The sequence below is a fragment of the Vibrio penaeicida genome (genome assembly GCF_030689305.1).
Taxonomy (GTDB): Bacteria; Pseudomonadota; Gammaproteobacteria; order Enterobacterales; family Vibrionaceae; genus Vibrio; species Vibrio penaeicida_B.
In genome coordinates this window covers 543,343-568,318 of the sequence record NZ_JAUYVM010000002.1, presented here as the reverse complement: position 1 = coordinate 568,318, position 24,976 = coordinate 543,343, and the positions used below count along the sequence as shown (strand labels likewise).

Here is a 24,976-nt window from a genome sequence, read left to right as displayed (position 1 = left end):
TCTTTCCAAAAATTAGTCTTAGCAATCTAAGTGCACATTTTTCAAACAATTTACTCGCGCCTTTAAAGAAATTACTCCTGTTTTAGTCAGTAAGTACTTAGTGACAATAAAACTGACGCTTTTAAAGGGAACACAGGGATAGTGCATACTTATTCTCGCCAATTTTGGTATATACCAGATCGGATTTATTGATGTAATTAAGGTACATTTCGGGCTAAAACAGGAATTTTTTCACCTTATAAACGGGAATTTAGGTATAAACGTAAGCATAAATAGAGAAAACTTTTATTTGACGGTGTTCAAATTTCTCACAACTGATATCGGCTAGGACCGGATTCGGTGTATTAGAGGCTGGCTGAGACAAGAGAAATTGCGCGAAATGAAGACAAAAAAAGAGCCATTGGCAATGCCAACAGCTCGAAGGAACGATTTCATTAGGGATGTAAAAACGCGTTTTAGCCTACCAGAGCTATCGGCGCATAGTTGTCAAATGCTTCTGCCTTTGCTATGCGATCATGCATAACTTTGACAGACTGACAAAAACTGAGAGATTTCGATGCAGTAAGTTGGAATCCATCTAATTCTACTGAAGCGCATACGCTGGCGTTGTCGCAAACTTCTACAACAACAAAAAGACCGCTATTTAATTCATTTTTTAAATAAACTAATTCGCCTTGCGAAGGGTTATGCCCTTCTCCTTGATAGTCGAAAAACCAGCTTTTAGGTTGCACAGGCTTATGGTAGCGGTGCGTTGCGACACAATTCAGAACCAACTGAGCCTGCCTAGGCTCTGTTAGAGGAAGAGTTTGTACGGATTCCTTAAATTGCTGGAATACTGAAGCGTCATCAACAGAAAATTCACTGTCTCTGAATGCGCAGTCCACTAAAAACTTTTGGGGAATCTCTACTTTAAAAGCCATGCCGTCATCAAGCCCTAATACCAGGGCGCTTACTTTTTTATCAAAGTACCACTTCCAGTTGTCGCTTGGTTTCAACATGTTCCGTCTCTTCAATCTTCATAGTGATCAGTAATTTAGAATTCAAGTCACTGAACTAAAATCCATTTACTCATTTATTCTACAAAGCGATCGACAAAAAAAAAGGGGAAAAATCCCCTTTTGTTTTTGTGAATATGATGTGATTTTCAGAAGAAAATTTATAGGTTTTTCACAATATCTCTGACTAAACCAGGACCTTTGTAGATAAAACCTGAATAGACTTGAACCAACTTAGCGCCTGCAAGCATTTTTTCTTTTGCAGCAACATAGGAATCAACACCACCCACTCCAATGATAGGAAGTTTGTCGCCTAGCTCTTCGTGAAGTTTGCGAACGACTTCAGTACTTCTCGATTGTACTGGTCGCCCACTTAACCCACCCGCTTCGTTTGCGTTTTTCATTCCTTCAACAATCGAACGGTCTAACGTTGTATTAGTTGCAATTACGCCATCAATTTTATTCTTGATGAGTGATTCACAAATCTGAACGATTTCATCGTCACTGAGGTCAGGAGCAATTTTCAATGCAAGTGGAACGTATTTTCCGTGTTCAGTTTCAAGTTCTGCTTGTTTGGCTTTCAAGTCAGACAATAATTCATCAAGCGCTTCGCCATACTGAAGTGAGCGAAGTCCCGGCGTGTTTGGAGAAGAAATGTTTACCGCAATGTAACCGGCATACTGATACACTTTTTCCATGCAGATCAGGTAGTCTTCACTTCCCTTTTCAATTGGGGTGTCTTTGTTCTTGCCGATGTTGATTCCAAGGACGCCATCATAAGTTGATTTTTTTACGTTTTCGACAAGATGATCCACACCAAGATTGTTAAAGCCCATACGGTTGATAATGCCCTCGGCTTCAACCAAACGGAACAAACGAGGTTTGTCATTACCTGGTTGAGGTTTGGGTGTAACAGTCCCTACTTCTACAAAACCAAAACCCATCGCACCAAACGCATCGATACATTCTCCGTTCTTATCTAAGCCAGCCGCTAAGCCAACTGGATTTTTAAACGTAAGACCCATGCATTCTACTGGTCGGTGAGGAAGTTGCTGTCGATAGAAGAGATCAAGAGGAGTGCCGTTGAAGCGTTTGAAATTATCTATTGCGAGCTCGTGTGCCTTTTCGGCATCGAGTTGAAAAAAGCCAGTTCTGGCTAGACGGTAAAGCATTGTGCCTCCGAAAGAAAAAAGCCCCGTTAAACGGGGCTGTATTATTTACTCATTTGAAGCACAATTCAAATTTAATAACGTTAATTCTCTCAGAGCGACGGAAAATTTAGCAAATTCATGGACCGAACCCACTTTAAACTCGTTAAGAATGTTCTCCCAACGAACCAAAGACGATCCATTATTCTCAATCCACTCATCCAGTGCTTTATCCACATTGACCTTACCTTCACTGCAATCGCAATGGAGAACTTGCGCAGTTAACAATCTCTGCTGCCAATCAAGATCTTCTCTGAAAGATGCTCTCGCAAGGGCTTGCCAGTTGTTTTCTACCGCTTGATTATTGATTTGTTTGAGGAACCAATGCAAAGACAGACGATCACCTAATGTGAAGTACATCTTAGCCGCTTCTTTCACAGATTTGCCTTCATCACGGGCTACTGAGGATATATCCAGTGCCGAGTACAGACTCGACAATCGAGACACATAGTTTGCGACAGGACGCTCAATACCCTGTTCGATCCACAGATCGGCAAGATCGTTGTGCTCTTGAACTTCGTCTTTAACCAATAAGTTATCCAGATCTTTCATTACCGCTTGAACATCATCGTGGTAAAGAGCAACAAGCTCATTAACTGTTGACTTGTTCGAACGATTTCTTAATAACCAGCGGCTAAGTCGACGCAAAATACGACGAATTGAGTACATAAGATCATACTGAGCGATCGTGGTTGCTGTATTGTCGAAGCTTCTCACTTGCTTCATTATTCCGCCAAGCTCGAAGATTTCGCGGGCAGCAGAGTAAGCATTTGCGATATCAACAACGGTTGCACCCGTCTCCTCTTGCATTCGAGTGACGAAATTACAACCCATCTCGTTAACCATCTGGTTTGCAAGACATGTCGCAATAATTTCTGCTCTTAGAGGATGGGTATCCATTTGTGACAAATAGTTACGGCGTAACTCTGATGGGAAGTAATTGACCAATTGCTGTGCGTGAAACTCATCATTCGAAATTTCATCACTGACCAACTGCTCTTTCAGAACCATTTTACCGTATGCTACGAGTACCGAAAGTTCAGGACGGGTCAACGCCTGCCCCATTTTTTCACGCTCTAGTAGAGTTTCGTCATCCGGAATGTATTCTAATGCGCGATCCAAATGCCCCGATCGTTCCATTGTGTGAATAAAGCGGATTTGCTCTTTCACCAAAGAAGAACCTTGCTGTTCACTTACTGAAATAGATTCGGATTGCCAATAGGCGTCTTTTAGTACGATTTCGCCAACTTCATCTTCCATCTTATCTAGGATAAGGTTTCTTTGTTTAACCGTTAGGTCGCCATTAGCGACTAAGCTGTTCAGGAAGATCTTAATGTTGACTTCATTATCTGAACAATCAACACCGCCAACGTTATCAACAAAATCGGTATTCACTCGACCGCCACGCAAAGCGTATTCGATACGACCAAGTTGGGTCATACCCAAGTTACCACCCTCACCGACAACTTTGGCTCTCATGTCTTTGCCGTCGATACGCAATGCATCATTCGCTCGGTCACCAACATCAGTGTGTGTTTCAGTTGAAGCTTTAACGTAGGTGCCGATACCACCATTCCAGAACAAATCGACTTCCATATGTAAGATCGCTTTGATCAAGTCATTGGGTGCCATTGAACTTTTGCGTGTACCCAGCATTTTTTGGATCTCTGGCGTCAAGTCGATCGACTTAGCACGACGGGAGAAAATACCCCCACCTTTAGAGATCAACTTCTTGTCATAATCTTCCCAACTTGAGCGTGGCAATTTAAACAAGCGATCACGTTCTTTCCAGCTTTTCGCCGAATCTGGTGTTGGATCGATAAAGATGTGTAAATGGTTAAACGCTGCTTGCAATCGAATATGCTTTGAAAGAAGCATACCGTTACCAAATACATCGCCCGCCATATCTCCAACAGCAATACAGGTAAAGTCTGTGGTTTGACAGTTCACACCCATTTCACGGAAGTGACGTTTTACCGATTCCCAACCGCCTTTCGCAGTAATACCCATTGCTTTGTGGTCGTAACCATTAGAACCACCAGAAGCAAATGCGTCACCAAGCCAGAAGTTGTACTCATCAGCAACTGAGTTTGCAAGATCCGAGAATGTTGCTGTGCCTTTATCCGCCGCGACGACTAAATACGCATCGTCTTCATCATGACGAACTACGTTCTCAGGATGAGAGACATTACCTTCTACAATATTGTCGGATACATCGAGCAATGCGCGAATGAATTGTTTGTAACAACGTTGACCTTCCGCAAAGATCTCATCACGCGTGGTCAAATTTGGTTGACGCTTACAAACAAAGCCGCCTTTAGCACCAACTGGAACAATAACGGTGTTCTTGACCTGCTGTGCTTTAACCAAGCCCAAAATTTCTGTACGGAAATCTTCTTGTCGGTCTGACCAACGAAGACCACCACGAGCCACTTTACCACCACGTAAATGGACACCCTCTATGTCAGGGGCATAAACGAAAATCTCAAACGCTGGTACAGGCTGAGGTATTTCTGGAATATCGGTGGGTTTTAGCTTCAACGCCAACCATGGTTTCGGCTGACCATCTTGTGCAAGCTGGTAATAGTTAGTGCGGAGCGTAGCAAGTATCATATCCGTGTAGCGACGAATGATACGATCATCATCGAGGCTTTCAACTCCATCCAGTTGCTCATTGATCTTGTTGATCAGCTCTGTTTGGTTCTTTTTGGCACCTTTAAATTTAGGATCAAAACGTTTACCAAATAAATCAACTAACCCTTTTGCAATATCAGGGTGATGCGACAGCGTTTCTTCAATGTAACTTTGACTGAATGGGAAACCGACTTGACGCATGTATCTCGCATAGCTTCGAAGTATCGTGATTTCACGCCCCGATAGGCCTGCACCAAGAACCAATCTATTGAACCCGTCACTCTCTAGCTTACCCGACCAAATATCGGCGAAAGCTTGTTGGAAACGATCTCGCGCTTCACGTAAGTCAACCGATACGCTCGCACCGAGTAACATTGAGAAATCAAGAATCCAATACGTAACTCCATTGGATTTTCGAACTTCGTATGGCGCTTCACCGATAACACGCAGTCCCAAGTTTTCCAACATAGGGAGTACATCAGAAAGATGAATCGGTTGCTCACGATGGTACAGTTTTAAGTGTACGGCTTTGGAATCATGGCTCTCTTCTTGAGGGCGATAGAAAAGCATACCCAGATCTTCAGCATCTTTAAGTGCTTCTAATCGTTCTATATCGGCAACCGCAGAACCTGGCAGCATCGCCTCTTTGTATGAACGAGGGAAAGCACGAAGGTATTCTTTTGATAAAGGCAAACCCGTACTTTCACCGTTGTTAGCAATGATCGCTTCTTGTAGTCGGTCATCCCAAGACGAAGATACTTCCATAAGGTTTTGCTCTATTTCTTTAACATCGACATCAATGTTGTTGTTTTTCACATGGACAATGTAGTGAGTTCTCGCCAATGGACTTTCTGAAAAGAACGTTGTGAATTCTACTTCTTGATCAGAATTGAGGTATTCCCCAAGTATGCGCTGAGTTTGACGACGCAGCTGGGTGTTGTAGCGCTCTTTGGTTACATAAACCATGCAACTGAAGAAACGACCAAACGGGTCTTTACGAATGAACAACCGAAGCATGTCTCGGTCTTGCATTTGAACAACACCAGAACCAACTTGAAGTAGCTCTTGCTCTGTCGCTTGAAGCAACTCATCACGTGGGAAATTTTCTAAAATATTGTGTAGTGCTTTGAAAGAGTATGCCCCTTTCATGTAACCACTAGACTCAAGAATTCGATTCGCTTTATCGCGAATCAGCGGAATACTCGATACGCTCTGGTTATAAACAGCCGAAGTGTAAAGACCGGTGAAACGGTGTTCTCCAATCACTTTGCCGTTCTTACCTATTTTCTTAATACCGATGTAGTCGGTATAAGCTGGACGGTGAATGTGTGAAGCAGTATTGCCTTTAGTCACAATCAGCAAGTAAGGTTTTTTGGCTTCCAAGCGCGCAGAATCTGCAAGGTCAGAAAGTTTTACACTACGTACGCGACTATCTACTGAAAGAATGCCTAAACCAGTTTCTTCCGTCGGACGAAGCTCGTGATCCCCTTCTACGGCAACTAAGTCGTATTCTTTGTAGCCCATAAAGGTAAAATTGTGATTGCCTAACCACTTAAGAAACGCAATGGTTTCATCAACACGCTCTTTTTCTACAGGAAGAGATACGCGTTGATCTTCAATTTCTTTGATCACTTGTTTTAGCTTGGCCGCCATCGGCTTCCAATCAGAAACAACCAGCCCTGTGTCCGTCAAAATTGATACAAGCTCGCTTTTCAAATCCGACATTTTGGATTTGTCTGCCAGCATGTCGACTTCTATATGGAAAAGGGATAGGTCGTCACCAGATTTTTCGTTTACGCCTGTGGTTTTATTATTTTTGTCGCGGGCGATTCGCGTCGGACCATGGAGCATTAAGTGGCTAGAAAGATCTAGACGCGCAAGCGCCATCTTTACCGAGTCCACAAGGAATGGGCTATCAGGTACCACGATTTCAACGATCGTGTGGGTAGACTTCCATCCATGTCGGCTTACCGTAGGGTTAAATACTCTTACCGAAATTTCTTTAGGTTGCTTCTCGCTGATGTGATGCCACAAGCTGACAACGGCACCATAGAGATCTGACTCGTTTCTCTGTACTAGGTCTTCCTGACCAATCGTACTAAATAGGTGCTTAGCAAGTTTTGTTACTAAAGGTTGGTGGGCAAGCTCGAGTTTGTCTTGAATCAGTTTGTACACTTTTTCAAGAAGAACCGGCACAACGTTTTCTCGCGCGGCCATATTAACGCTCCAATCTTAGAATTTTTGTAGGGTGTTGCTTAATGCAACTTGGTAATGCCTTAGCCTGACTAGAAAAACAGGCTATCTATATTGTAAAAGCAATATTGATAAAAGGTTAAATGAATTGCGGGTAGGATTATGAAAAAAGTTTGAATCTGTGATTAAGGTACCTATTTAAACATCTGAAAACTCACAAGTTCACAGAACTTCCAACTTTAGAAGTTTATTATTCTGGTCAGTTGTTAGCCTAAAGCGCCCTTTTACACCAATTTGACTAAGAAAGGGTCTGAAACGAGATGCAGGCAATTGAATTTTTAAACCTTGGTCAGTGAAGACAATTACTGAACTTGCCACTCCTGAGTAGTGGCTGAGAAATTCTTGATAGGTAATATTAAGAGAGAAGTAATATTGATTCATGGATAACAAAAGTGGCAGTAAAAACTGCCACTTATATTCATTCGCTAGTCAGTCTTACTTAAGATTCTAACGCTTTTGTTACTTTTTCATAGAGATCTTTGGCTAGATTGTCGAGATTGGACAATTTTTCCAACTCTTTACGCATCATCGCTTGGCGATCTTCATCATAATTTCTGTATTTAAGAAGAGGATCTATTAGGCGCGAAGCAACTTGCGGGTTGCTTTCATTCATTTGGATCAAAATCTCACCGGCAAATGCATAACCACTGCCATCTTTGTTGTGGAAGTTTACTGGGTTTCCACCGAAGAAAGTGCCAATTAAGTTACGAGTACGGTTTGGATTCTTAAGATCAAATGCAGCGTGAGACATCGTTTCACGAATGGTATCGAGCACATTGCTCGCTGGGTTAGTGCCTTGAAGTGCAAACCACTTATCCATAACTAAACCATCATGGCTCCACTTGTCGCTAAAGCTTGCCATCAACTCTGAACGACACGGTAGTTGTGCTGTGTTTGCCGCAGTCAGTGCAGCCATAGTATCAGTCATGTTGTTCGCTTCTCGATACACAACTTTTACAATATCATCGCCTTGGTCAGTCAATGCCAAATAAGACAAGCACACATTTCTTAGAGATCGTTTACCAATGGCATCGTGCTCTACAACGTACTCAGCTTGCTTGTTACTGTGGAACGTAGCGCTTAATTCATCCACTAGCCCAAAAGCAAATGCTTTACGGATCGACTCTCTAACAAATCGGATAGCATCTACATCTGCTGGCTTAAACCACCCCGCTATTTCCACTTCACTTGGAACTTTTAAAGCTTCGGCAATAAATGCTGGTTCCAAGCTAGCATCAAGCAACACGCCTCTGAATGCATCAATCACATCTTCAGGAAGCTCGAAACTTTCTCCGTTTTGCTGACGTGTAATGTTTAACTTAATGTATTTGGCAAGAAGCAATTGCCCTGCATCCCATCGCGCAAAATCATTTCTAGCGTTAACCATCAAAAACTTCAAATCTTCATCTGAATATTCATAGTTCAATTTAACGGGCGCCGAAAACTCACGCAGCATTGAAATAACTGGACGTTCAGTTACATTTTCGAAAACAAAGGTTTGCTCATCTTGAGTGAAATCAAGAACATTGCTGATTTCTTTAGAGTTACAGCGTAACTCAATAACACTTCCGTCCTGCGCATATAACTCAATATCAAACGGAATGTGCAATGCTTGCTTTTCTGATTGCTCCAATGTTGCAGGCGTTTGCTGTTTCAATGTTAGCGAGAACGTGCTTTCGGCTTGATTGAATTCAGTGGTTGCTTCAACCGTCGGCGTACCAGACTGGCTGTACCACAAACGGAAATGCTTCAAGTCGACACCAGAAGCGTCTTCCATTGCAGAGACAAAGTCTTCACAAGTTGCTGCCGTACCGTCATGGCGTTCAAAATAAAGCTTCACACCTTGTTGGAATTTTTCTTCACCAAGAAGTGTGTGCATCATTCGAATAACTTCACTCCCCTTTTCGTATACCGTTAACGTGTAGAAGTTGTTCATTTCTATCACTTTTTCCGGACGAATTGGATGAGACATTGGGCTCGCATCTTCAGCAAATTGCGGGCCACGGATAATTCTCACGTTGTTAATTCGATTCACGGCACGAGAACCTAGATCCGATGAGAACTCTTGATCGCGGAAAACCGTTAGGCCTTCTTTCAAACTAAGTTGGAACCAATCACGACAAGTAACTCGGTTACCCGTCCAGTTATGGAAGTATTCGTGTCCGATAACCGCTTCAATACCTAAGTAATCATCATCAGTTGCAGTTTCATTGTTTGCTAACACGTATTTTGAGTTGAATACGTTGAGACCTTTGTTTTCCATCGCACCCATATTGAAGAAATCAACGGCAACAATCATGTAAATGTCGAGGTCATATTCAAGACCAAATCTTTCTTCGTCCCACTTCATTGAATTAATCAATGACGTCATCGCGAATGGTGCGCGGTCTAGGTTTCCTCTGTCGACATAAATTTCTAGATCGACCTCACGACCTGAGACCGTTACGTATTTGTCTCGAAGAACATCAAAATCACCAGCAACAATGGCAAACAGGTAAGCTGGCTTCGGGTGTGGGTCATTCCATTTAGCCCAATGTCTGCCGTTTTCGAGCTTACCTTCATCAACACGGTTACCGTTACTTAGAAGGAATGTATTCTTAGATTCTTCCGCGATAACAGTCGTTGTAAAAATCGCCAACACATCTGGGCGATCCATGTAGTAGGTAATTCGGCGGAAACCTTCTGCTTCACATTGGGTACAAAATCCATCTCCCGATTTGTACAGACCTTCCAAAGCCGTGTTGGTAGAAGGGTTAACCTCTGTTTTAATGGTCAACTCAAAATCTTTAGTCAGACCATTAATTTCAAGACCACCTTCCACTTCTTGGTAGTCAGTCCAATCTTCTCCATCAACTTTTACAGAAAGCAAAGTTAACTCATCACCATCAAGAAACAGCTTTGTATTCTCTTTTAGTTTTTTCACTGTCGATACAGCCGTTATAACACTCGCTGTGTCGTGCAAATCGAAAGTCAGGTCTACGTGAGTGATAGTAAAGTCAGGAGACTGATAGTCTTTACGATATTTTGCTTGAGGGCTTTGAGCCATATTGAAATTTCCTTTTATATATCTGCCAGTTGCGTTTACCTAATATAGCCATTTGCTTACGAGCGGAAAATGAGATTTTCTGCTGAATATGAGAAATGAGCTAGCAGGGAAAGATTTCAGATTATTTGACTGAAAATATAGCGCACAATAGCTTGTACTTCGTCAAAAGTATCATATGGCAATGTGAATTGGTGGTATAACAAAAAATAATGAGTCTCAAAAAATGAGACCGGAACAGCGTACGATGCTATTCCGGTTTAGTTCTCTGATGTTCGGGTCTGTCGATTTAATCGCTACTCTACACGATTAAGTACCGCGTACATATCAGATGTCTGGCTATCAAGAGTGAGCTGATTATCGATCAAAGTGTAACGTGAATCCTGCTCTCCATCACTGTACATAAGCACAAGATGATCCCCTTCTATAATGTAGATGCCTTCATGCGTTGCTTCGTTGCCGTTGCCGGAAACGACTCGAAAAGAAAACACAAAGTCGGCTTGAAGTACTAAATCCATCTGGCTGACATCGCTTGCCAGTATATCGTCGCCAGCCAGTGACTCACTAGTCCAACTACCGACTAAAGCTGTAGGTAAGGCTTTTTGAAAGATCACACCGTTCAAATTGAGCTGGTTGTGATTATTGTTATAGTGATAAACCTGAGGTGTTTCCGTATCCATTCCAAGCACTAATGTTGTCTCATCAGCTTCATAGTTTCCTTGCCAATAATCCACGGAATGATCTTTCTTTTGAATTTCGATAGTGAACACATAGTCAGACTCTAATGTGAGCCTTATCGCGAGGAAGTCTTCAGAAGTGCTATCCGGATCCGGATTAAACAGGTACCAGTCCCCTAGTAGGAACGGGTGGTTAAATTGCGTTAACTCAGCTTTTTGCTTAACCTCGGCATGGGTCGAACCAAACAAAAAACAGGTAAAAATTAGTAGGAATAATCTCATCACTTCCACCTCGCTTTTCTTTAAGCTTAGGAGTGAATTGACTATACACCCAATATTTTAGATCTATATCACATTAATTTTTGTCATTAAAAAAGCGAGCACTAGGCTCGCTTTTATTTTAAGAGGTTGATTTTTTTACAATATCAACCGTTATTGCAACGGCTTCATCTAGATAAGCATCGGGGGCTTCGTAGTCCTTTGGAACATCTTCCAAAGTTTTGAAAACGGGTTCTCCCTGAGCTTTTTGACGTTGATTGATACGACTCAATCGCTTGTCTTCAGACTTATCCTGATCGCTATTACGTACTGCTTCTTTCAAAGAAATAGAGTTATCTTCTTTCTCTGCTTTGTATTCAGCAATATCCTCAATGATAAATGAAAACTCTAAATCTTTAGCGATTCGTTTATCATGAAGGGAGGTCAAGTTCGTAATGAGCTTAGACTTGTCATCCAGTTCGCTATATTCCGCTTTTTTAATTTGATCCCAAGGTAGCGCGTTATCTTCAACACTCTCACCTGTCTCGTCTGGGTCAATAGCCGTCGGGAATGGAATATCTGGCACCACGCCTTTATTTTGAGTACTTCCACCATTGATTCGATAGAACTTTTGAATCGTATATTGCACGTATCCAAGTTCTTTTTCGAACAAGTCGTATATGTGGTTCAAACTTCTGTGTTGCTGAACCGTACCCTTACCGAACGAGTTTTCACCTAAGATAACTGCACGACCATAATCTTGGAGTGCTGCGGCAAAAATTTCTGAGGCTGATGCGCTGTAGCGGTTTACCAAAACAGTCACTGGACCTTCATAACTGATCTGGTTGCCTGTGTCGCTATTTTGCTCGATTCGACCATAGCTGTCGCGAACCTGAACAATTGGACCGCTCTTGATGAACAACCCTGAAAGCGCTGTAGCTTCAGTTAAAGCACCACCACCGTTATTCCGAAGATCGACAACGATTCCATCGACCTCTTTCTCTTTCAATTCAGCGATCAGCTTATCTGTATCTTTCGAAAGACCAACATAGAAGCTTGGGACTTCAAGTACACCAATTTTCTTTCCATCTTTCTCATGAATCTCAGACTTAACTGCTCGATCTTCTAAGCGAATCTTATCGCGCACAATTGTTACATCGTAACTTTTTGCGCCTTTCGCTTCAGGAAGAATGTGCAACCTAACCTTAGTACCCTTAGGTCCCTTGATAAGCTGAACAACGTCGTCTAATCGCCATCCGATCACATCAACCATGTCGTCTTTATCTTGAGCGACACCAATAATTCGGTCACCTTCAGACAACTGCTTACTATTCGACGCCGGACCACCAGCGACCAAAGAGCGAATCACGGTATAATCTTCTGTCATTTGCAGAACCGCACCTATCCCTTCTAGAGACAAGTTCATTTCAGACTGAAACTGTTCCGCATTTCTCGGGGAAAGATAACTGGTGTGTGGATCCACTTCTCGAGCGAAAGCATTCATGTAAAGCTGGAAAACATCTTCACTTTTGGTCTGAGAAATGCGTTTCATTGCGTTGTTATAACGCTTTTCAAGCATTTCCTTAATTTCAGGCCAATCTTTGCCAGTGAGTTTTAAATTAAGAGCGTCATACTTTACACGTTTACGCCATAATTCGTTCACTTCGCTTTGGCTTTTAGGCCATTCTGCATCAGAACGGTCAACCATCATTGACTCGTCTACGTCGAATTTAATTTCTTCGTCTAACAAGGTCAGAGCATAAGAAAAGCGCTCGAAGCGTTTTTCATTTGCGAGGTTATAGAGTTTGAAAGCAATTTTGTTGCTGCCAGACTTCAGCTGATCATCAAGCTGAACTGACCATTCAACAAACGAATTGATATCACTCTGGGTGAAGATATTCTTGTTGTAGTCCAGCATTTCCACATAACGATTAAACATCGCTTGGGAGAATTCATCATTGAGATTGAAGTGCTTATAATGCGAACGAGTCAATCGGGAAGTCACTCGTTTGCTCGCTGTGGTATGTTGAACTTCAGGAGCTAGAAGTGGCAAGTCGGCTTTGGAAAGTTTGGCTTCGAGAGCCTGAGCTGATGCTGCCAGCATCAAGCTGGCAGCGATCATAGTCAATTTAGAACGACATTTCATGCGTAGGAGTTTCTCCTTTAAGCGCGTAAGTGCTCCGCTTTTACGACCATTTGCAGACCGTTATTAAGCTGCACCCGCACATCATCCTTGTTAATTTCTACAATTGTAGCAGCCATATTCCCTTTACCCATGTTTACGTTCACTGCATTACCAATGATCATATCATCGTCATTTAGCGGACGCGTAGGCGCTGCTGCTTTATTGTTCTGAGGTTTTTGTGCTTTAGGTTTCGATTTACGAGCTTGAGGCTTATTCGCCTTAGCTTTTGCTTTACCTTCTTCACGTGCTTTTTCAGCTTTTTCTTTGCGACGAGCCTGAACTCGTGCCTTGCTTTCCGCTAGTGCAGTTTTGGCATGCTCGATGTGCTCTTCTTCAAGTGCACCCGCTTCATTACCATCTAAATCCACACGAATTGCGCCAGGTTTTGCGCCATGCAGGTAACGCCAAGAAGACGTATATTGTCTTAATGCAGCACGTAACTGAGTTTTACTTACTTTTGGATCATCACTCAGACGATCTGCCAAATCTTGAAAGATACCAATTTTTAATGGCTTAGCTTCACCTTCTAAAGTAAAGCACTTAGGGAAACATTCAGCAATATATGCAATGACTTCTTTGCTGTTTTTTAACTTTTCAGTGTTTTCCATGAGGATTCCTGGTTGTTGCGGCCTTTACCCGCAAAGCGTTCATATAAATATTTTCGCTATTATAGTGACATGCTTAGGAAAAACCACAACCAAGTTGTAAATTAATCGTTGTTCGCGTGGGAATTGAGCAGCTTTTCAACTTCCTTCATCAGGAAGGTCAAACCATTCTCATCATTTTGGTCAAATCGACCGATTTCAGGGCTATCAATATCAAGTACCCCTGCAATCTCTCCGTTTATACGAAACGGAATGACAATTTCTGAGTTACTCTCAGCATCACAAGCAATGTGCCCTTCGAAATCATGTACGTTTTCGATTCGTTGAACAGTATCGGTTGCCACTGCTGTTCCACACACCCCGCGCCCCACTGGAATCCTGATACAAGCGGGCTTACCTTGAAAAGGACCGAGAACTAACTCATTATCTTTCATTAAGTAAAAACCTACCCAATTCAGCTTATTCAGCTCCATATTCAAAAGCGCACTTAGGTTAGATAAGTTAGCAATTAAATCCGGCTCATCTCCAATGATTGCTTGTGCTTGTTTCGTTAATGTCTGGTACTGCTTTTCAATCATTTTCTTCTTTTTCCGAGAGATGTACGTACAATGCCACATCAACAAGAAAACTTGGCATTTGTAAAAAATTCGTTATGAGTGAACACACTATTAGCCGTTCGTGGTTATTAACACAAGCAAAAAAACACAAAAAGCGCTTAATGGTCGCTAACTTAATCGCGATAGGCGCAACTTTAATCAGTGTACCCATTCCATTACTTATGCCATTAATGGTTGATGAAGTGCTGATGAACCAACCCGCAAGTGGTCTGGATGCCATGAATCAGCTATTACCTTCAGCCTGGCAGACCCCCATTGGATATATTGGGCTAACACTTGTACTGGTTATTCTCATGCGCTGTATGTCACAGGCACTTAATATCCTTCAGAGCCGACAATTCACTCTAGTGTCCAAAACCATTACCTGCAAAATGCGTGAAATCATGATCGACAAGTTAGGTCGAATCAGTATTGCACAGTATGAAACACGTGGTAGTGGTGGTATCAATGCACACCTTATTACTGACATAGAGACTATTGACCAATTTATTGGTTCCACTCTAAGTAAGTTTGTAGTGAGCTTGCTTACGGTTATTGGTACAGCGGGAATATTGCTTTGGTTAGATTGGCGTTTAGGGTTGTTTATTTTATTAGTCAATCCGATCGTTATTTATTTTTCAAGAAAGCTTGGCAGCAAAGTTAAACACCTTAAAAAACGTGAAAACCAATCCTTTGAAAGATTCCAAAATAGACTTATCGAAACATTGAACGGCATCTATCAGTTACGAGCAGCTAATAAAGAAAGTGTGTTTCTTAAACAACTTAAAGAACAAGCAAATGACATCCGCGTAGATGCAGACAAATACGCATGGCAATCAGAAGCTGCCGGGCGTGTCTCCTTTTTACTCTTTCTGCTTGGGTTTGAGCTCTTTAGAGCTGTTGCTATGCTGATGGTACTATTCAGTGACCTTACCATTGGGCAGATCTTCGCGGTATTTGGTTACCTGTGGTTCATGCTCACCCCCGTACAAGAATTGTTAGGCATTCAATTTTCTTGGTACAGCGCAAAAGCGGCACTCAAGCGAATTAATTCTTTACTTAACTTAGAAGAAGAGGCGAGAACAGGCGGAAAAGTTGATCCGTTTGCCTTAAATGAAAGTGTTGATGTCGGCATTCAAAACGTCACGTTTTCATATAATGATGAAAAAACCGTGCTCAGTAACCTTTCATTGCATATCCCTAATGGCAAAAAAGTGGCACTTGTTGGTGCAAGTGGTGGTGGAAAGTCGACCCTAATACAACTTCTCATTGGTGTTTATGGGGCAAAATCGGGACAAATCACCTTTAATGGGCATACAACTGAAGACATTGGCTTCGAGCTAATACGTAAACATATTGCTGTTGTATTACAACAACCTATACTTTTTAATGACAGCTTAAGGCATAATCTCACGTTAGGAACGGAATATAGCGATGCCCAGCTTTGGAAAGCGCTCGAAGTAGCTCAACTGCAAGATGTTACTGAGCAGCTTACCGAGGGGCTAGACACGCAAATAGGCAGACAAGGTGTTCGGTTGTCTGGTGGACAAAGGCAGCGTTTGGCCATCGCACGAATGGTACTAAGCGACCCTAAATTTGTTATCTTGGACGAAGCAACATCGGCACTCGATACTGCAACGGAGTCGGCTCTACATACAGCGCTGAATCAATTTCTTGCCGGTCGAACAACCTTAATTGTCGCGCACAGACTTTCTGCCGTAAAACAGGCCGATCTGATCTATGTTTTAGAAGATGGGCAAGTCACACAAGCGGGGACACATGTTGAACTGGTTCAACAAGATGGGCTTTATCAAACACTTTATGGTAGCGTTCAAACTGGATCGTGACATTGTCACCTTTATACCCAGTAGAATGCGATTCGTTGGTGATTGAATGACGACTGAACACAGCCAAAGTGTGAGCCAAGTTCGTCTTTGTCAACACTGCGAATTGCCTGTTGATAAGCTCACTATCCCCAAAGGTCAAAGTGCGCACTGCCCTCGCTGCAATACTCAGCTTTATCGGGGCGGCGAACGGTCAATCAATGGCGATCTGGCTTTAGCAGTCGCCTGCCTCCTACTTTTTATTCCGTCGCATTTTTTTCCATTTATCAGTATTCGCCTCTTCGGAGTAATGATTCCAGCCACATTAACGGATGGAACCTTTACGTTAATGCAAGAGGGGTTTATTGGCTTAGGGTTACTGGTTTTATTCTGCGCATCCATTGCTCCGTTTATTGTTTGTATGTCGGTGGTGATGGCACACCTTTCACTCAAAAAGCGTTGGCTAAAACCACTGCAGTATTCGTTATTGAACATTCAACACCTTAAGCATTGGATGATGCTAGACGTGTTCTTAATCAGCATCGGCATCTCCTGTTTTAAGTTGCAAGACTACGCTGACATTTTTGTAGGATGGGGGCTATTAGGGTTGATTCTCCTTCAGCTTTTTTCACTCATGCTCATTTCACGAGTTAGCGTTAGGCGCTACTGGGAAACATGGGAGCCTGAAACAAGCTTCAACTATTCCATGAAAGAAATTCATTGCCACAGCTGCCATTTATCACAACCCGATTCCATTCGCTGCGATCGCTGCGACAACCCGTTACACCATAGGCGACCATTCTCTATTCAAAAAACGTGGGCGTATCTGATCGCTGCTTCCATCGCTATTGTGCCAGCGAATGTCATCCCGATCTCTATATTGCTGACTAACGGAAAGCGATTGGAAGACACCATTTTCTCTGGCGTGGCATCATTAGTAAAAACGGGTATGCCTGGCATCGCACTCATTATTTTTGTGGCGTCGATAATTGTGCCTGCCATTAAAATTCTTGGGCTCAGCTACATACTGCTGAGTATCCAGTTTAAACAAAAAATGCATAAGAGACAGCGAATGAATATCTACTTCGCTGTCAAGTGGATTGGAAAATGGTCGATGATGGATTTATTCGTTATTTCGATCATGATGACTTTGGTCGATAGAGGCCAAATTCTCGATTTTACACCAGGATACGGAGCCGTTGCGTTTGCTATTGTCGTGATACTCACGATGCTAGCAACAGAGAGCTTGGATCCTAGGCTAATTTGGGACAATGAAGATGTCCCTGAACGGAAAGCGACTGTAAATGAGTAATTTAGACAATAATCAAAATGCCCATTCGCCGAGAGTTAAACGAGACATCGGTATCTCTCCTCTTTGGCTCTTACCCATTATTACAATCTGCTTGGCTGGGTGGCTTGTCGTAAAGGCCGTCAATGAAGCAGGGCAAAGAATTCAAATTTACTTTTCTGACGCACAAGGCTTAATTGCGGGTAGAACAACAATTCGTTATCAAGGTTTAGAAGTGGGGATGGTGCGAGATATCAAGCTTTCTCCAGAACTAGACAACATCTTTGTAGAAGCTGATATATACCCAGAAGCCACTAAGCTATTAAGCGGGCAGACTCGGTTTTGGCTCATCAAACCCACAGCAAGCCTTTCTGGTATCTCAGGGTTAGATGCCCTTGTTTCTGGTAACTATATTGCGATACACCCTGGAACTGGTGACATTGAAGATGATGACTTCGAACCAGTTTTTACGGCTCTCGAAAACAGCCCAACCGATCTTCTCGCAAATCAAGGATTAAACATTGTTTTGCACTCATCGGACTTAGGCGCTATTTCCGTCGGCTCTCAGATCGTCTACAAGAAAATCCCTATTGGAGAAGTATATGGCTATCAGTTAGATGAAGATGGTAACTCGGTCAGTATTCGCGCTTTCATTGAAGACGAATACACTCACCTAGTAACCAGCGAAAGTCGTTTTTGGAATGTCAGTGGAATTGGCGCTAATGTTGGATTTGGTGGCGTTGATGTCAAAGTTGAAAGCTTAAGTGCGATGCTTGGTGGCGCTATAGCAGTAGACTCCCCCGACGAAGGTCGACCCGTGATTGAAGGTGCAGAGTTCAAACTTTATCCCGATCTAAAAACTGCTGGGCGCGGTATTCCTATTCAGATCGAACTTCCTTATGACAATAAAGTAAGTACCAATGGCGCACCGATAGTGTATCGAGGCATCGAAATTGGTCAGATTACCGATGTTCAGCTTTCTCTGGATCGCACAAAAATCATCGCATACGCTTCGATTCAACCTAGCTTTGCCGATACCTTAAAAACTGAAACACGCTTTTTACTTGAAGAAGCAGAAGTGTCACTCACTGGCGTAGAAAACATCGGCAACCTTGTGACTGGCAATTTCTTAACCTTGGTGCCAGGTGGCGGTGAAAAATCTCGTGAGTTTGTCGCGATAAGAAAATCAAAACTGGCACTTGAAAGCCCGGGTTCTATAGAGATCACCTTTATTTCAGATGATTCATTTGGGTTGGAGTTTGGTACCCACCTACTCTATCGAGGTATTCAAGTTGGTAGCATTACCAAAATTAGCCTTTTAGACGATCAAGTTCAGATGACGGCTCTTATAGACGGTCAATACGCTCACCTGATTAAAAGTAGGAACCGTTTCTTCGTCGACGGAAGCGCTAAAGCAGAACTGACCGATTCTGGTTTAAGTGTTTCCGTTCCACCTGCAAAGCGTTTATTAACGGGCTCGATTAGCTTTACTAGCCAAGGAAGTAAGAAAGCCAGAACACAATACACATTATTTGCTAGCCAGTCACTTGCCCAGCTAGCTGAATTCAATCAGAGCGGCTCTCAAAGCATAACGCTATTCAGCCAAACATTGCCTTCCGTTTCCAAAGGAGCACCGCTTCTTTATCGCAATCTTCAAGTTGGTAAAGTTTCCGATTTCAAGCTTACAAATGGTGGAGTCTTGCTTCACTTAAAGGTCGAAAACAAATACAAACATTTGATGAATAAGAGTACTGTTTTTTGGAATCGCTCTGGCATTGAGGTCAATGCGGACCTGAATGGTATCAATATTACGGCATCGCCTGTTAAAACCTTAATTCAGGGCGGCATAGCATTTGATTCGCTACCGGGAGTGGAAAACAAACTGAATCAACATTGGAAGTTATACAGCAACTATGAAGATGCGAGAAAATTTGGACGCCTAATTACATTAACCAGCGCGAGCGCAAATGGCGTAGCAAAGGGAATGAAGCTTAAATACCAAGGTGTGCCTGTTGGTGAAGTAACGCTTGTTACGCCTGATTTCAAAAACGAAAAAGTTGAGATTAAAGCTCGAATCTTGCCAGAGTATGTTAAAAACATCGCTCTGAATGGGACACATTTTTGGTTGGTCCAACCCGAACTGGGTTTGAAAGGTGTCAAGAACATCGAAACATTACTAAGTAAGTACATTGATGTAGAGCCATCCGGAAACAAAAGAGCATTTGCATTTAAATTACACACACAAAGCAGTCAGTTGCAAGGTAAGGCATTTCAATTACAAAGTGAGCGCAGAAACTCTATTTCAGTAGGAACTCCACTTTTGTATCGTGATATGGAGGTCGGCAGAGTAACTGATGTTGCATTGGGTGCATTTGCAGACAGAATCATTACAACCATTCAAATAGACAATCAATTTGAACACTTAGTGAGAAAAAACACCGTATTCTGGAATGTATCGGGCGTGGATGTTTCTATCGGGATAACAGGAGCGAAAATAAAAGCCGGCACTGTAGACAGTATCGTCAGAGGCGGTATCGCTTTCGCAACGCCAGAAAGTAGCCCATTAGAGGGGTTAGCAAAGGAAAAATCGGCGTTTTTCTTATATGAAATTGCTCAGCCAGAATGGCTAGAATGGCGCACTCCAATTCCGAAATAAAATTGCTGTATTGTCTCTAAAAATGCAGCTTCAGTTTAAGCTGCATTTTTTTTGATTTGCGATAGAATTGGCAGCAAAATTTTCTTCAGAGATACTAATTTGCACTCTAATATCAAACTACCTGACGCATTCATCAATCAGATCCAAGAAATTATGCCTTCTCACCTGGACATGGATGAATTTATAGCAGCATGTAAACGCCCGTTGCGTCGAAGTATTCGTGTAAATACTCTGAAAATTTCTGTTGAAGCGTTTTTAAATAGAGCCAAATCCAAAGGGTGGACGCTTACGCCAGTCCCTTGGTGTGATTCGGGGTTTTGGATAGAGCGTGATGAATCCGATGCAGTGCCACTTGGTAATACATCGGAGCATATGGCAGGGCTGTTTTACATACAAGAAGCAAGCTCTATGATGCCAGTCACCGCATTACTCACAGACAATAACGTTGACAAATTGAATACGGTACTTGATGTGGCCTCTGCACCTGGGTCTAAAACGACTCAAATCGCAGCCGCACTTAAAAACCGGGGTACGCTTGTCGCTAACGAGTTTTCAGCCAGTCGAGTTAAAGTACTTCATTCCAATATTCAACGTTGTGGCGTACGAAATGTTGCGTTAACGAATTTTGACGGTCGTGTTTTTGGTGGATGGTTACCAGAAAAATTTGACGCGATTCTGCTCGATGCACCTTGCTCTGGCGAAGGAGCTGTGCGCAAAGATCCTGACGCAATGAGTAACTGGAGCAAAGAATCTGTATTGGATATCGCCCTTACTCAAAAAGACCTGATAGAAAGTGCTTTTCATGCATTAAAACCCGGTGGTGTGCTGGTTTACTCTACTTGTACCCTTAACTTGGAAGAAAACCAACAAGTCTGTCATCACCTTAAAGATAAATTTGGTGATGCTGTCGATTTTGAACCTTTAGGACACTTGTTTGAAAATGCAGATGCAGCCATTACCGAAGAAGGCTTCTTACATGTTTACCCGCAGATTTTTGACAGTGAGGGTTTCTTTGTTGCGAGGCTGCGAAAGCATCATTCGGTAGAAGCACCTCAAGTAAAGAAACGCTTAGGAAAGTTCCCATTCGTAAAAGCCTCGACAAAAGTAACCACGGACATCGAGAAACACTTAGCAGAGACCTTAGGCATATTACTGCCAGAGCAAACGCAGCTTTGGGTAAGAGACAAAGAAGTGTGGCTGTTCCCTGTGGCATTAGAGCCTTTGATAGGTGAAATTCGTTTTAGTCGAATGGGAGTAAAACTGGCAGAGACTCACAAGAAAGGATATCGCTGGCAACATGAAGCGGTTATGGCACTTTCAACAGGAGAAGAAACCCAGAGTGTGTCTTTAAGTATTGAAGACGCACGTCAGTGGTATATGGGGAGAGACGTAAGACCTGAAAACTTATCTGGCAAAGGTGAAGTTATCGTCAAACTTGATAACGATGTCATTGGAATTGGAAAATGGGTAGGCAATAGAATAAAAAATGGTCTTCCAAGAGAACTAGTTAGAGACGTAAACCTGTTCTAACCACTATATATGGTGGTAATTGAGCCTGCGTGTACTATGATTAAGTAAAAGCAATTAGCGCAGGCTCTTTCTACAAGAGCCATTCCCCTAGCCCAGAACAGGAATCGTTCTGGGCTCTTTTTCGGCAGTAAACTAATAAGCTAATTTTCACTTAAAAGTTTAATGTCTAACAAATCATAAAGTTAAAAATCAAACAACCTACTCTTACCCCAACTAAAACGCTAACAGCTTGAGCGATTTAGTTAAGTCGAATGCCTTCTTTATCGATCGTAATTTTGCCCAATTTATACAAGCCACCGATCGTTTTCTTAAATGTACCCTTGCTAGTACGGAAAACGGCAAAAATAGCTTCAGGTGTAGACTTGTCATTTAGAGGCAAAAAGCCGCCTTTTTTCTCTAAAACATCAAGGACTTTACTACTCAAATCATCCATCTTGGCCGTACCAACCTTCTGAAGTGACAGATCGATTTTTCCATCTTCTCGAACGGATTTGATATAACCTTTCAAACGCTTACCGATAAACAGCTTACCAAATACATCAGAGCTAAATATCATGCCCCAATGTTCACCGTTAACGATGGCTTTGTAACCTAACTCGCTCCGTTCAGCAATAATCAGGTCAACTTGCTGATTTTTTGTGTAGTTTGCAGGCGTGTTATCAAGCCATTTATTAAACTTGGTCGTTCCTACAATGCGCCCCGATGCTTTATCGGTGTAGACCAAAACCAACACATCTTGACCAACACGAAACCTTGCACGTTGCTCGCTGAAAGGAATAAGCAAATCTTTCTTATCAATTCCCCAGCTTGCAAATGCACCAGTACTGTTTACGCCTTCAATTTTCATCAACCCCCACTCACCAACTTGTGCAATAGGTGTTTCAGTCGTCGCACATAATTGATTATCAGAATCAAAATACAGAAAGACATCTACTTTACTGCCTAAGTCTGTACCCTGTGGTACATACTTGTTAGGTAAAAGTACGCTTCCGTATTCGGACGCATCAAGAAATAGTCCAAATTCTGCTTTGCGAACAACTTCTAATGTGTTGGTTTGACCAATTTTAATCATGTTAGGGTGTTACTCATCTTAAATTTGGCAGAGATTATACGTTAACTCTGCTATGATTGCTGTTGTAAATCACTCTTCATTTTCAATACGATGCAAGCCGCACGGGTTGCTTATTGATATCTGACTTTATATTTTATACCAACCTCTTTGAAAACGCTTTCACGCTATAACAATAAAAATGAAAGGATCTTTTAGTGATTACTGTTGAGAAACAAGATGCGCTAACTCTTAAAGTGACACACGTAATGCCCACTTCTAAGAAGCTGGATTTGGATGTGTACCTTTTCGCTCCCGGAGAATTGGGGTTGAGCTCGGATGTGGTGTCAGAAAATGACTTTTACTATGGGGCCCTCAGTGAAAAACGCGCTTATTACAGTGATCAAACCCACCTACCTTTGGTCCACAGTCGGTTAGCAAAACGGGGTCAATTATCGAATAACCAATATCGTGTCAGTTTAAGCTTATATGCCTACCAATATGTTATCGCGCTTGATAAAGCTGTTGATGAATTAAATCATCAAAGTCGTGACAGCGTCACTGAAGATGAAGTGGATGAAGTTATTAGCCTTGCTCTCGATATCCTTAAGCGCTTACGCCGTTCTATACCCTACGACGAAACTCAAAAACGTTATTACGCCAATATCGACAACTACCTTTCGTGGTACACCGAGCAACACTTTCTCTCTTTAGTTGCACACATGCCAAGAGGCAAAGAGTATGCAGCCATTAAAGAACGCCTGATCACACTATGTGAAAAGGAAGTCGCGCACCGGGAGCTTAACCGATACAACTCTAAAAAAGCCCGTACCGACATTACCCGCATGTCGAACAAAATGCGCTTGCTCAGACGCTTAATTGAATACCCGATTGTACTTAAAAAGAAAAACCGTTCGATGGGGAAAAATGTAATGAGGGCGGTAAAAGGCATCGCTACGGGCATTGTCATGATTTTCGTAACAACCATCGCGATTTTGATGCGTGATCAATTAGGTGAAATTACGGCATCGTTTATCATCATTATGTCGTTTATCTACGCGTTGCGTGAAATCTTCAAAGATGATCTCAGGGATATCCTTTGGCGCTGGATACGCAAAGGCAAGCCTAAATGGCGAGGTCGCTACTACGACCCTAGCACCAACAAAATGGTGGGTCACAAAATTGAATGGATGGACTACACAAGCTATTCAAAGCTGCCCGATCGAGTACAAAAAATTCGAAAACGTCGCGTGGCTCAGCGAGAAGAAAAAGTTCTGCATTACAGAAGCCAAACAGAAATGACGACAACGTTATTTATGAGTGGTTATGAACAAACACGTGAAACGTTAAACATCAGCTTAAGCCAAATCGCTAGGCTAATGGACAAGGGATCCAGCAAGATCTATCAACTCAACGATGGTCAGGTGAGTAAGGAATCAGTTGAGAAACGCCACTTATTGAACCTAATCGTTCGAGAAAACAACCATGATGGCGAATCAAATTACTATCGTTGGAAAATTGTTTTAAATCGCTCCAAGATTGTGGATATAGAGCAAATTTCTCTTTAGTGACATGGGCTCAAATCGTTATCGGCGCAAGTTATTATCAGAACGAATACTACCCCCTAAAACACTGCCTAGCTAACCACTTTTACCGATAGCACCAATTCAAATACAGCCATGGGCTCCTCCGCATGTAAGGTTGGGCAAATGGCTGTAATCGTAACCGCCTTATTTACACGTTTACCCGTTTGAAAGGTTTCATCCAACATTTCATCAATTAAATGTCCATCATGACATAAGAAATGCACGTCGCCTTCTGGTCGCTTTAGAAATTCTCCTTTCACACCTTTAAATGCTAGCGACACTTTTCCTCCTCGCTCTTGCGCTTTCCCCATCGCCATAAATCCACCAGCGACGTCGGCCCCTATCGCCAACGCTCCAAAATACATGCTATTGAGGTGGTTTTTTGTCCTTTTCTTGAGCGGGATTCTGACTTCAACGGTTTTCTCATTTAGTTCAAGAATTTTAGGCCTGCATAGCCAAATAAGCGGAACCTTAAAGAATCCGAACGTGTTCAAGTAAAAATTTGCTTTTTGTATCGCAGAAAACATTGGCTAGACCTACAGAATAAACTAGTCAGACCAGTTAAAAATACAATAGTTGAATTGTCAATGG

Annotated in this window: 16 protein-coding genes; 5 read left to right on the top strand and 11 right to left on the bottom strand. The window is 42.3% G+C overall.

Going from position 1 to position 24,976, the window contains the following annotated elements:
* Positions 1–455: 455 nt before the first annotated feature.
* From Q8W40_RS05615 to Q8W40_RS05575, 9 genes are all read right to left on the bottom strand, one after another.
* On the bottom strand, positions 456–998 hold the full coding sequence (locus Q8W40_RS05615) for a cell division protein ZapC (protein WP_305396242.1): 543 nt from the start codon (positions 996–998) through the stop codon (positions 456–458).
* 158 nt (positions 999–1,156) lie between these two features.
* A complete protein-coding gene (gene pyrD, locus Q8W40_RS05610; RefSeq protein ID WP_101113874.1) occupies positions 1,157–2,167 on the bottom strand; it encodes a quinone-dependent dihydroorotate dehydrogenase in 1,011 nt (336 codons plus the stop codon).
* 45 nt (positions 2,168–2,212) lie between these two features.
* Positions 2,213–7,054: an NAD-glutamate dehydrogenase gene (locus tag Q8W40_RS05605; RefSeq protein ID WP_305396241.1), complete on the bottom strand. Its 4,842-nt coding sequence runs from the start codon at positions 7,052–7,054 to the stop codon at positions 2,213–2,215.
* 198 nt (positions 7,055–7,252) lie between these two features.
* The gene (locus Q8W40_RS05600) at positions 7,253–7,471 is read right to left on the bottom strand and encodes a DUF2835 domain-containing protein (protein WP_305396240.1); all 219 of its coding nucleotides are present in this window, start codon (positions 7,469–7,471) and stop codon (positions 7,253–7,255) included.
* Positions 7,472–7,529: 58 nt separating this feature from the next.
* The gene (pepN, locus tag Q8W40_RS05595; RefSeq protein ID WP_305396239.1) at positions 7,530–10,136 is read right to left on the bottom strand and encodes an aminopeptidase N; all 2,607 of its coding nucleotides are present in this window, start codon (positions 10,134–10,136) and stop codon (positions 7,530–7,532) included.
* A 293-nt stretch (positions 10,137–10,429) separates the two neighbouring features.
* On the bottom strand, positions 10,430–11,092 hold the full coding sequence (locus Q8W40_RS05590) for a hypothetical protein (RefSeq protein WP_305396238.1): 663 nt from the start codon (positions 11,090–11,092) through the stop codon (positions 10,430–10,432).
* 118 nt (positions 11,093–11,210) lie between these two features.
* Entirely contained in the window at positions 11,211–13,214 is a 2,004-nt protein-coding gene (gene prc / locus Q8W40_RS05585; RefSeq protein WP_305396237.1) for a carboxy terminal-processing peptidase, read from the bottom strand.
* Between the two features lie 17 nt (positions 13,215–13,231).
* The gene (proQ, locus tag Q8W40_RS05580; protein WP_101113879.1) at positions 13,232–13,861 is read right to left on the bottom strand and encodes an RNA chaperone ProQ; all 630 of its coding nucleotides are present in this window, start codon (positions 13,859–13,861) and stop codon (positions 13,232–13,234) included.
* A 101-nt stretch (positions 13,862–13,962) separates the two neighbouring features.
* A complete protein-coding gene (locus Q8W40_RS05575) occupies positions 13,963–14,436 on the bottom strand; it encodes a GAF domain-containing protein (RefSeq protein ID WP_126609640.1) in 474 nt (157 codons plus the stop codon).
* Between the two features lie 74 nt (positions 14,437–14,510).
* Between Q8W40_RS05575 and Q8W40_RS05570 the strand changes: the two genes are divergently transcribed.
* The 4 genes from Q8W40_RS05570 (at position 14,511) to rsmF (ending at position 21,751) form a co-directional block, all read left to right on the top strand.
* Positions 14,511–16,301, top strand: a complete 1,791-nt coding sequence (locus Q8W40_RS05570; protein WP_305396236.1) for an ABC transporter ATP-binding protein — start codon at positions 14,511–14,513, stop codon at positions 16,299–16,301.
* A 46-nt stretch (positions 16,302–16,347) separates the two neighbouring features.
* On the top strand, positions 16,348–17,589 hold the full coding sequence (locus Q8W40_RS05565) for a paraquat-inducible protein A (protein WP_305396235.1): 1,242 nt from the start codon (positions 16,348–16,350) through the stop codon (positions 17,587–17,589).
* Positions 17,582–20,221 (top strand): MlaD family protein, encoded by a 2,640-nt coding sequence (locus Q8W40_RS05560; RefSeq protein WP_305396234.1) that lies wholly within the window; start codon positions 17,582–17,584, stop codon positions 20,219–20,221. Before Q8W40_RS05565 ends, Q8W40_RS05560 begins: the two co-directional genes overlap by 8 nt.
* A gap of 99 nt (positions 20,222–20,320) precedes the next feature.
* Complete coding sequence (gene rsmF, locus Q8W40_RS05555) at positions 20,321–21,751, top strand: 16S rRNA (cytosine(1407)-C(5))-methyltransferase RsmF (protein ID WP_305396233.1); 1,431 nt, start codon at positions 20,321–20,323, stop codon at positions 21,749–21,751.
* Positions 21,752–21,989: 238 nt separating this feature from the next.
* On the opposite strand, the gene Q8W40_RS05550 is transcribed toward rsmF, so the two are convergent.
* Positions 21,990–22,823, bottom strand: coding sequence for a CvfB family protein (locus tag Q8W40_RS05550; RefSeq protein ID WP_305396232.1), 834 nt, complete (start codon positions 22,821–22,823; stop codon positions 21,990–21,992).
* A gap of 194 nt (positions 22,824–23,017) precedes the next feature.
* On the opposite strand from Q8W40_RS05550, the gene Q8W40_RS05545 reads away from it, so the two are divergent.
* Entirely contained in the window at positions 23,018–24,367 is a 1,350-nt protein-coding gene (locus Q8W40_RS05545; protein WP_101113886.1) for a hypothetical protein, read from the top strand.
* Positions 24,368–24,435: 68 nt separating this feature from the next.
* On the opposite strand, the gene Q8W40_RS05540 is transcribed toward Q8W40_RS05545, so the two are convergent.
* Complete coding sequence (locus Q8W40_RS05540; RefSeq protein WP_305396231.1) at positions 24,436–24,912, bottom strand: DUF4442 domain-containing protein; 477 nt, start codon at positions 24,910–24,912, stop codon at positions 24,436–24,438.
* Positions 24,913–24,976 lie beyond the last annotated feature (64 nt).

Bases quoted from the DNA above. Each gene is read 5' to 3' on its own strand.
- Q8W40_RS05615 (WP_305396242.1), bottom strand. From the start codon at position 998: ATGTTGAAACCAAGCGACAACTGGAAGTGGTACTTTGATAAAAAAGTA.
- pyrD (WP_101113874.1), bottom strand. From the start codon at position 2,167: ATGCTTTACCGTCTAGCCAGAACTGGCTTTTTTCAACTCGATGCCGAA.
- Q8W40_RS05605 (WP_305396241.1), bottom strand. From the start codon at position 7,054: ATGGCCGCGCGAGAAAACGTTGTGCCGGTTCTTCTTGAAAAAGTGTAC.
- Q8W40_RS05600 (WP_305396240.1), bottom strand. From the start codon at position 7,471: ATGAATCAATATTACTTCTCTCTTAATATTACCTATCAAGAATTTCTC.
- pepN (WP_305396239.1), bottom strand. From the start codon at position 10,136: ATGGCTCAAAGCCCTCAAGCAAAATATCGTAAAGACTATCAGTCTCCT.
- Q8W40_RS05590 (WP_305396238.1), bottom strand. From the start codon at position 11,092: ATGAGATTATTCCTACTAATTTTTACCTGTTTTTTGTTTGGTTCGACC.
- prc (WP_305396237.1), bottom strand. From the start codon at position 13,214: ATGAAATGTCGTTCTAAATTGACTATGATCGCTGCCAGCTTGATGCTG.
- proQ (WP_101113879.1), bottom strand. From the start codon at position 13,861: ATGGAAAACACTGAAAAGTTAAAAAACAGCAAAGAAGTCATTGCATAT.
- Q8W40_RS05575 (WP_126609640.1), bottom strand. From the start codon at position 14,436: ATGATTGAAAAGCAGTACCAGACATTAACGAAACAAGCACAAGCAATC.
- Q8W40_RS05570 (WP_305396236.1), top strand. From the start codon at position 14,511: ATGAGTGAACACACTATTAGCCGTTCGTGGTTATTAACACAAGCAAAA.
- Q8W40_RS05565 (WP_305396235.1), top strand. From the start codon at position 16,348: ATGACGACTGAACACAGCCAAAGTGTGAGCCAAGTTCGTCTTTGTCAA.
- Q8W40_RS05560 (WP_305396234.1), top strand. From the start codon at position 17,582: ATGAGTAATTTAGACAATAATCAAAATGCCCATTCGCCGAGAGTTAAA.
- Q8W40_RS05550 (WP_305396232.1), bottom strand. From the start codon at position 22,823: ATGATTAAAATTGGTCAAACCAACACATTAGAAGTTGTTCGCAAAGCA.
- Q8W40_RS05540 (WP_305396231.1), bottom strand. From the start codon at position 24,912: ATGTTTTCTGCGATACAAAAAGCAAATTTTTACTTGAACACGTTCGGA.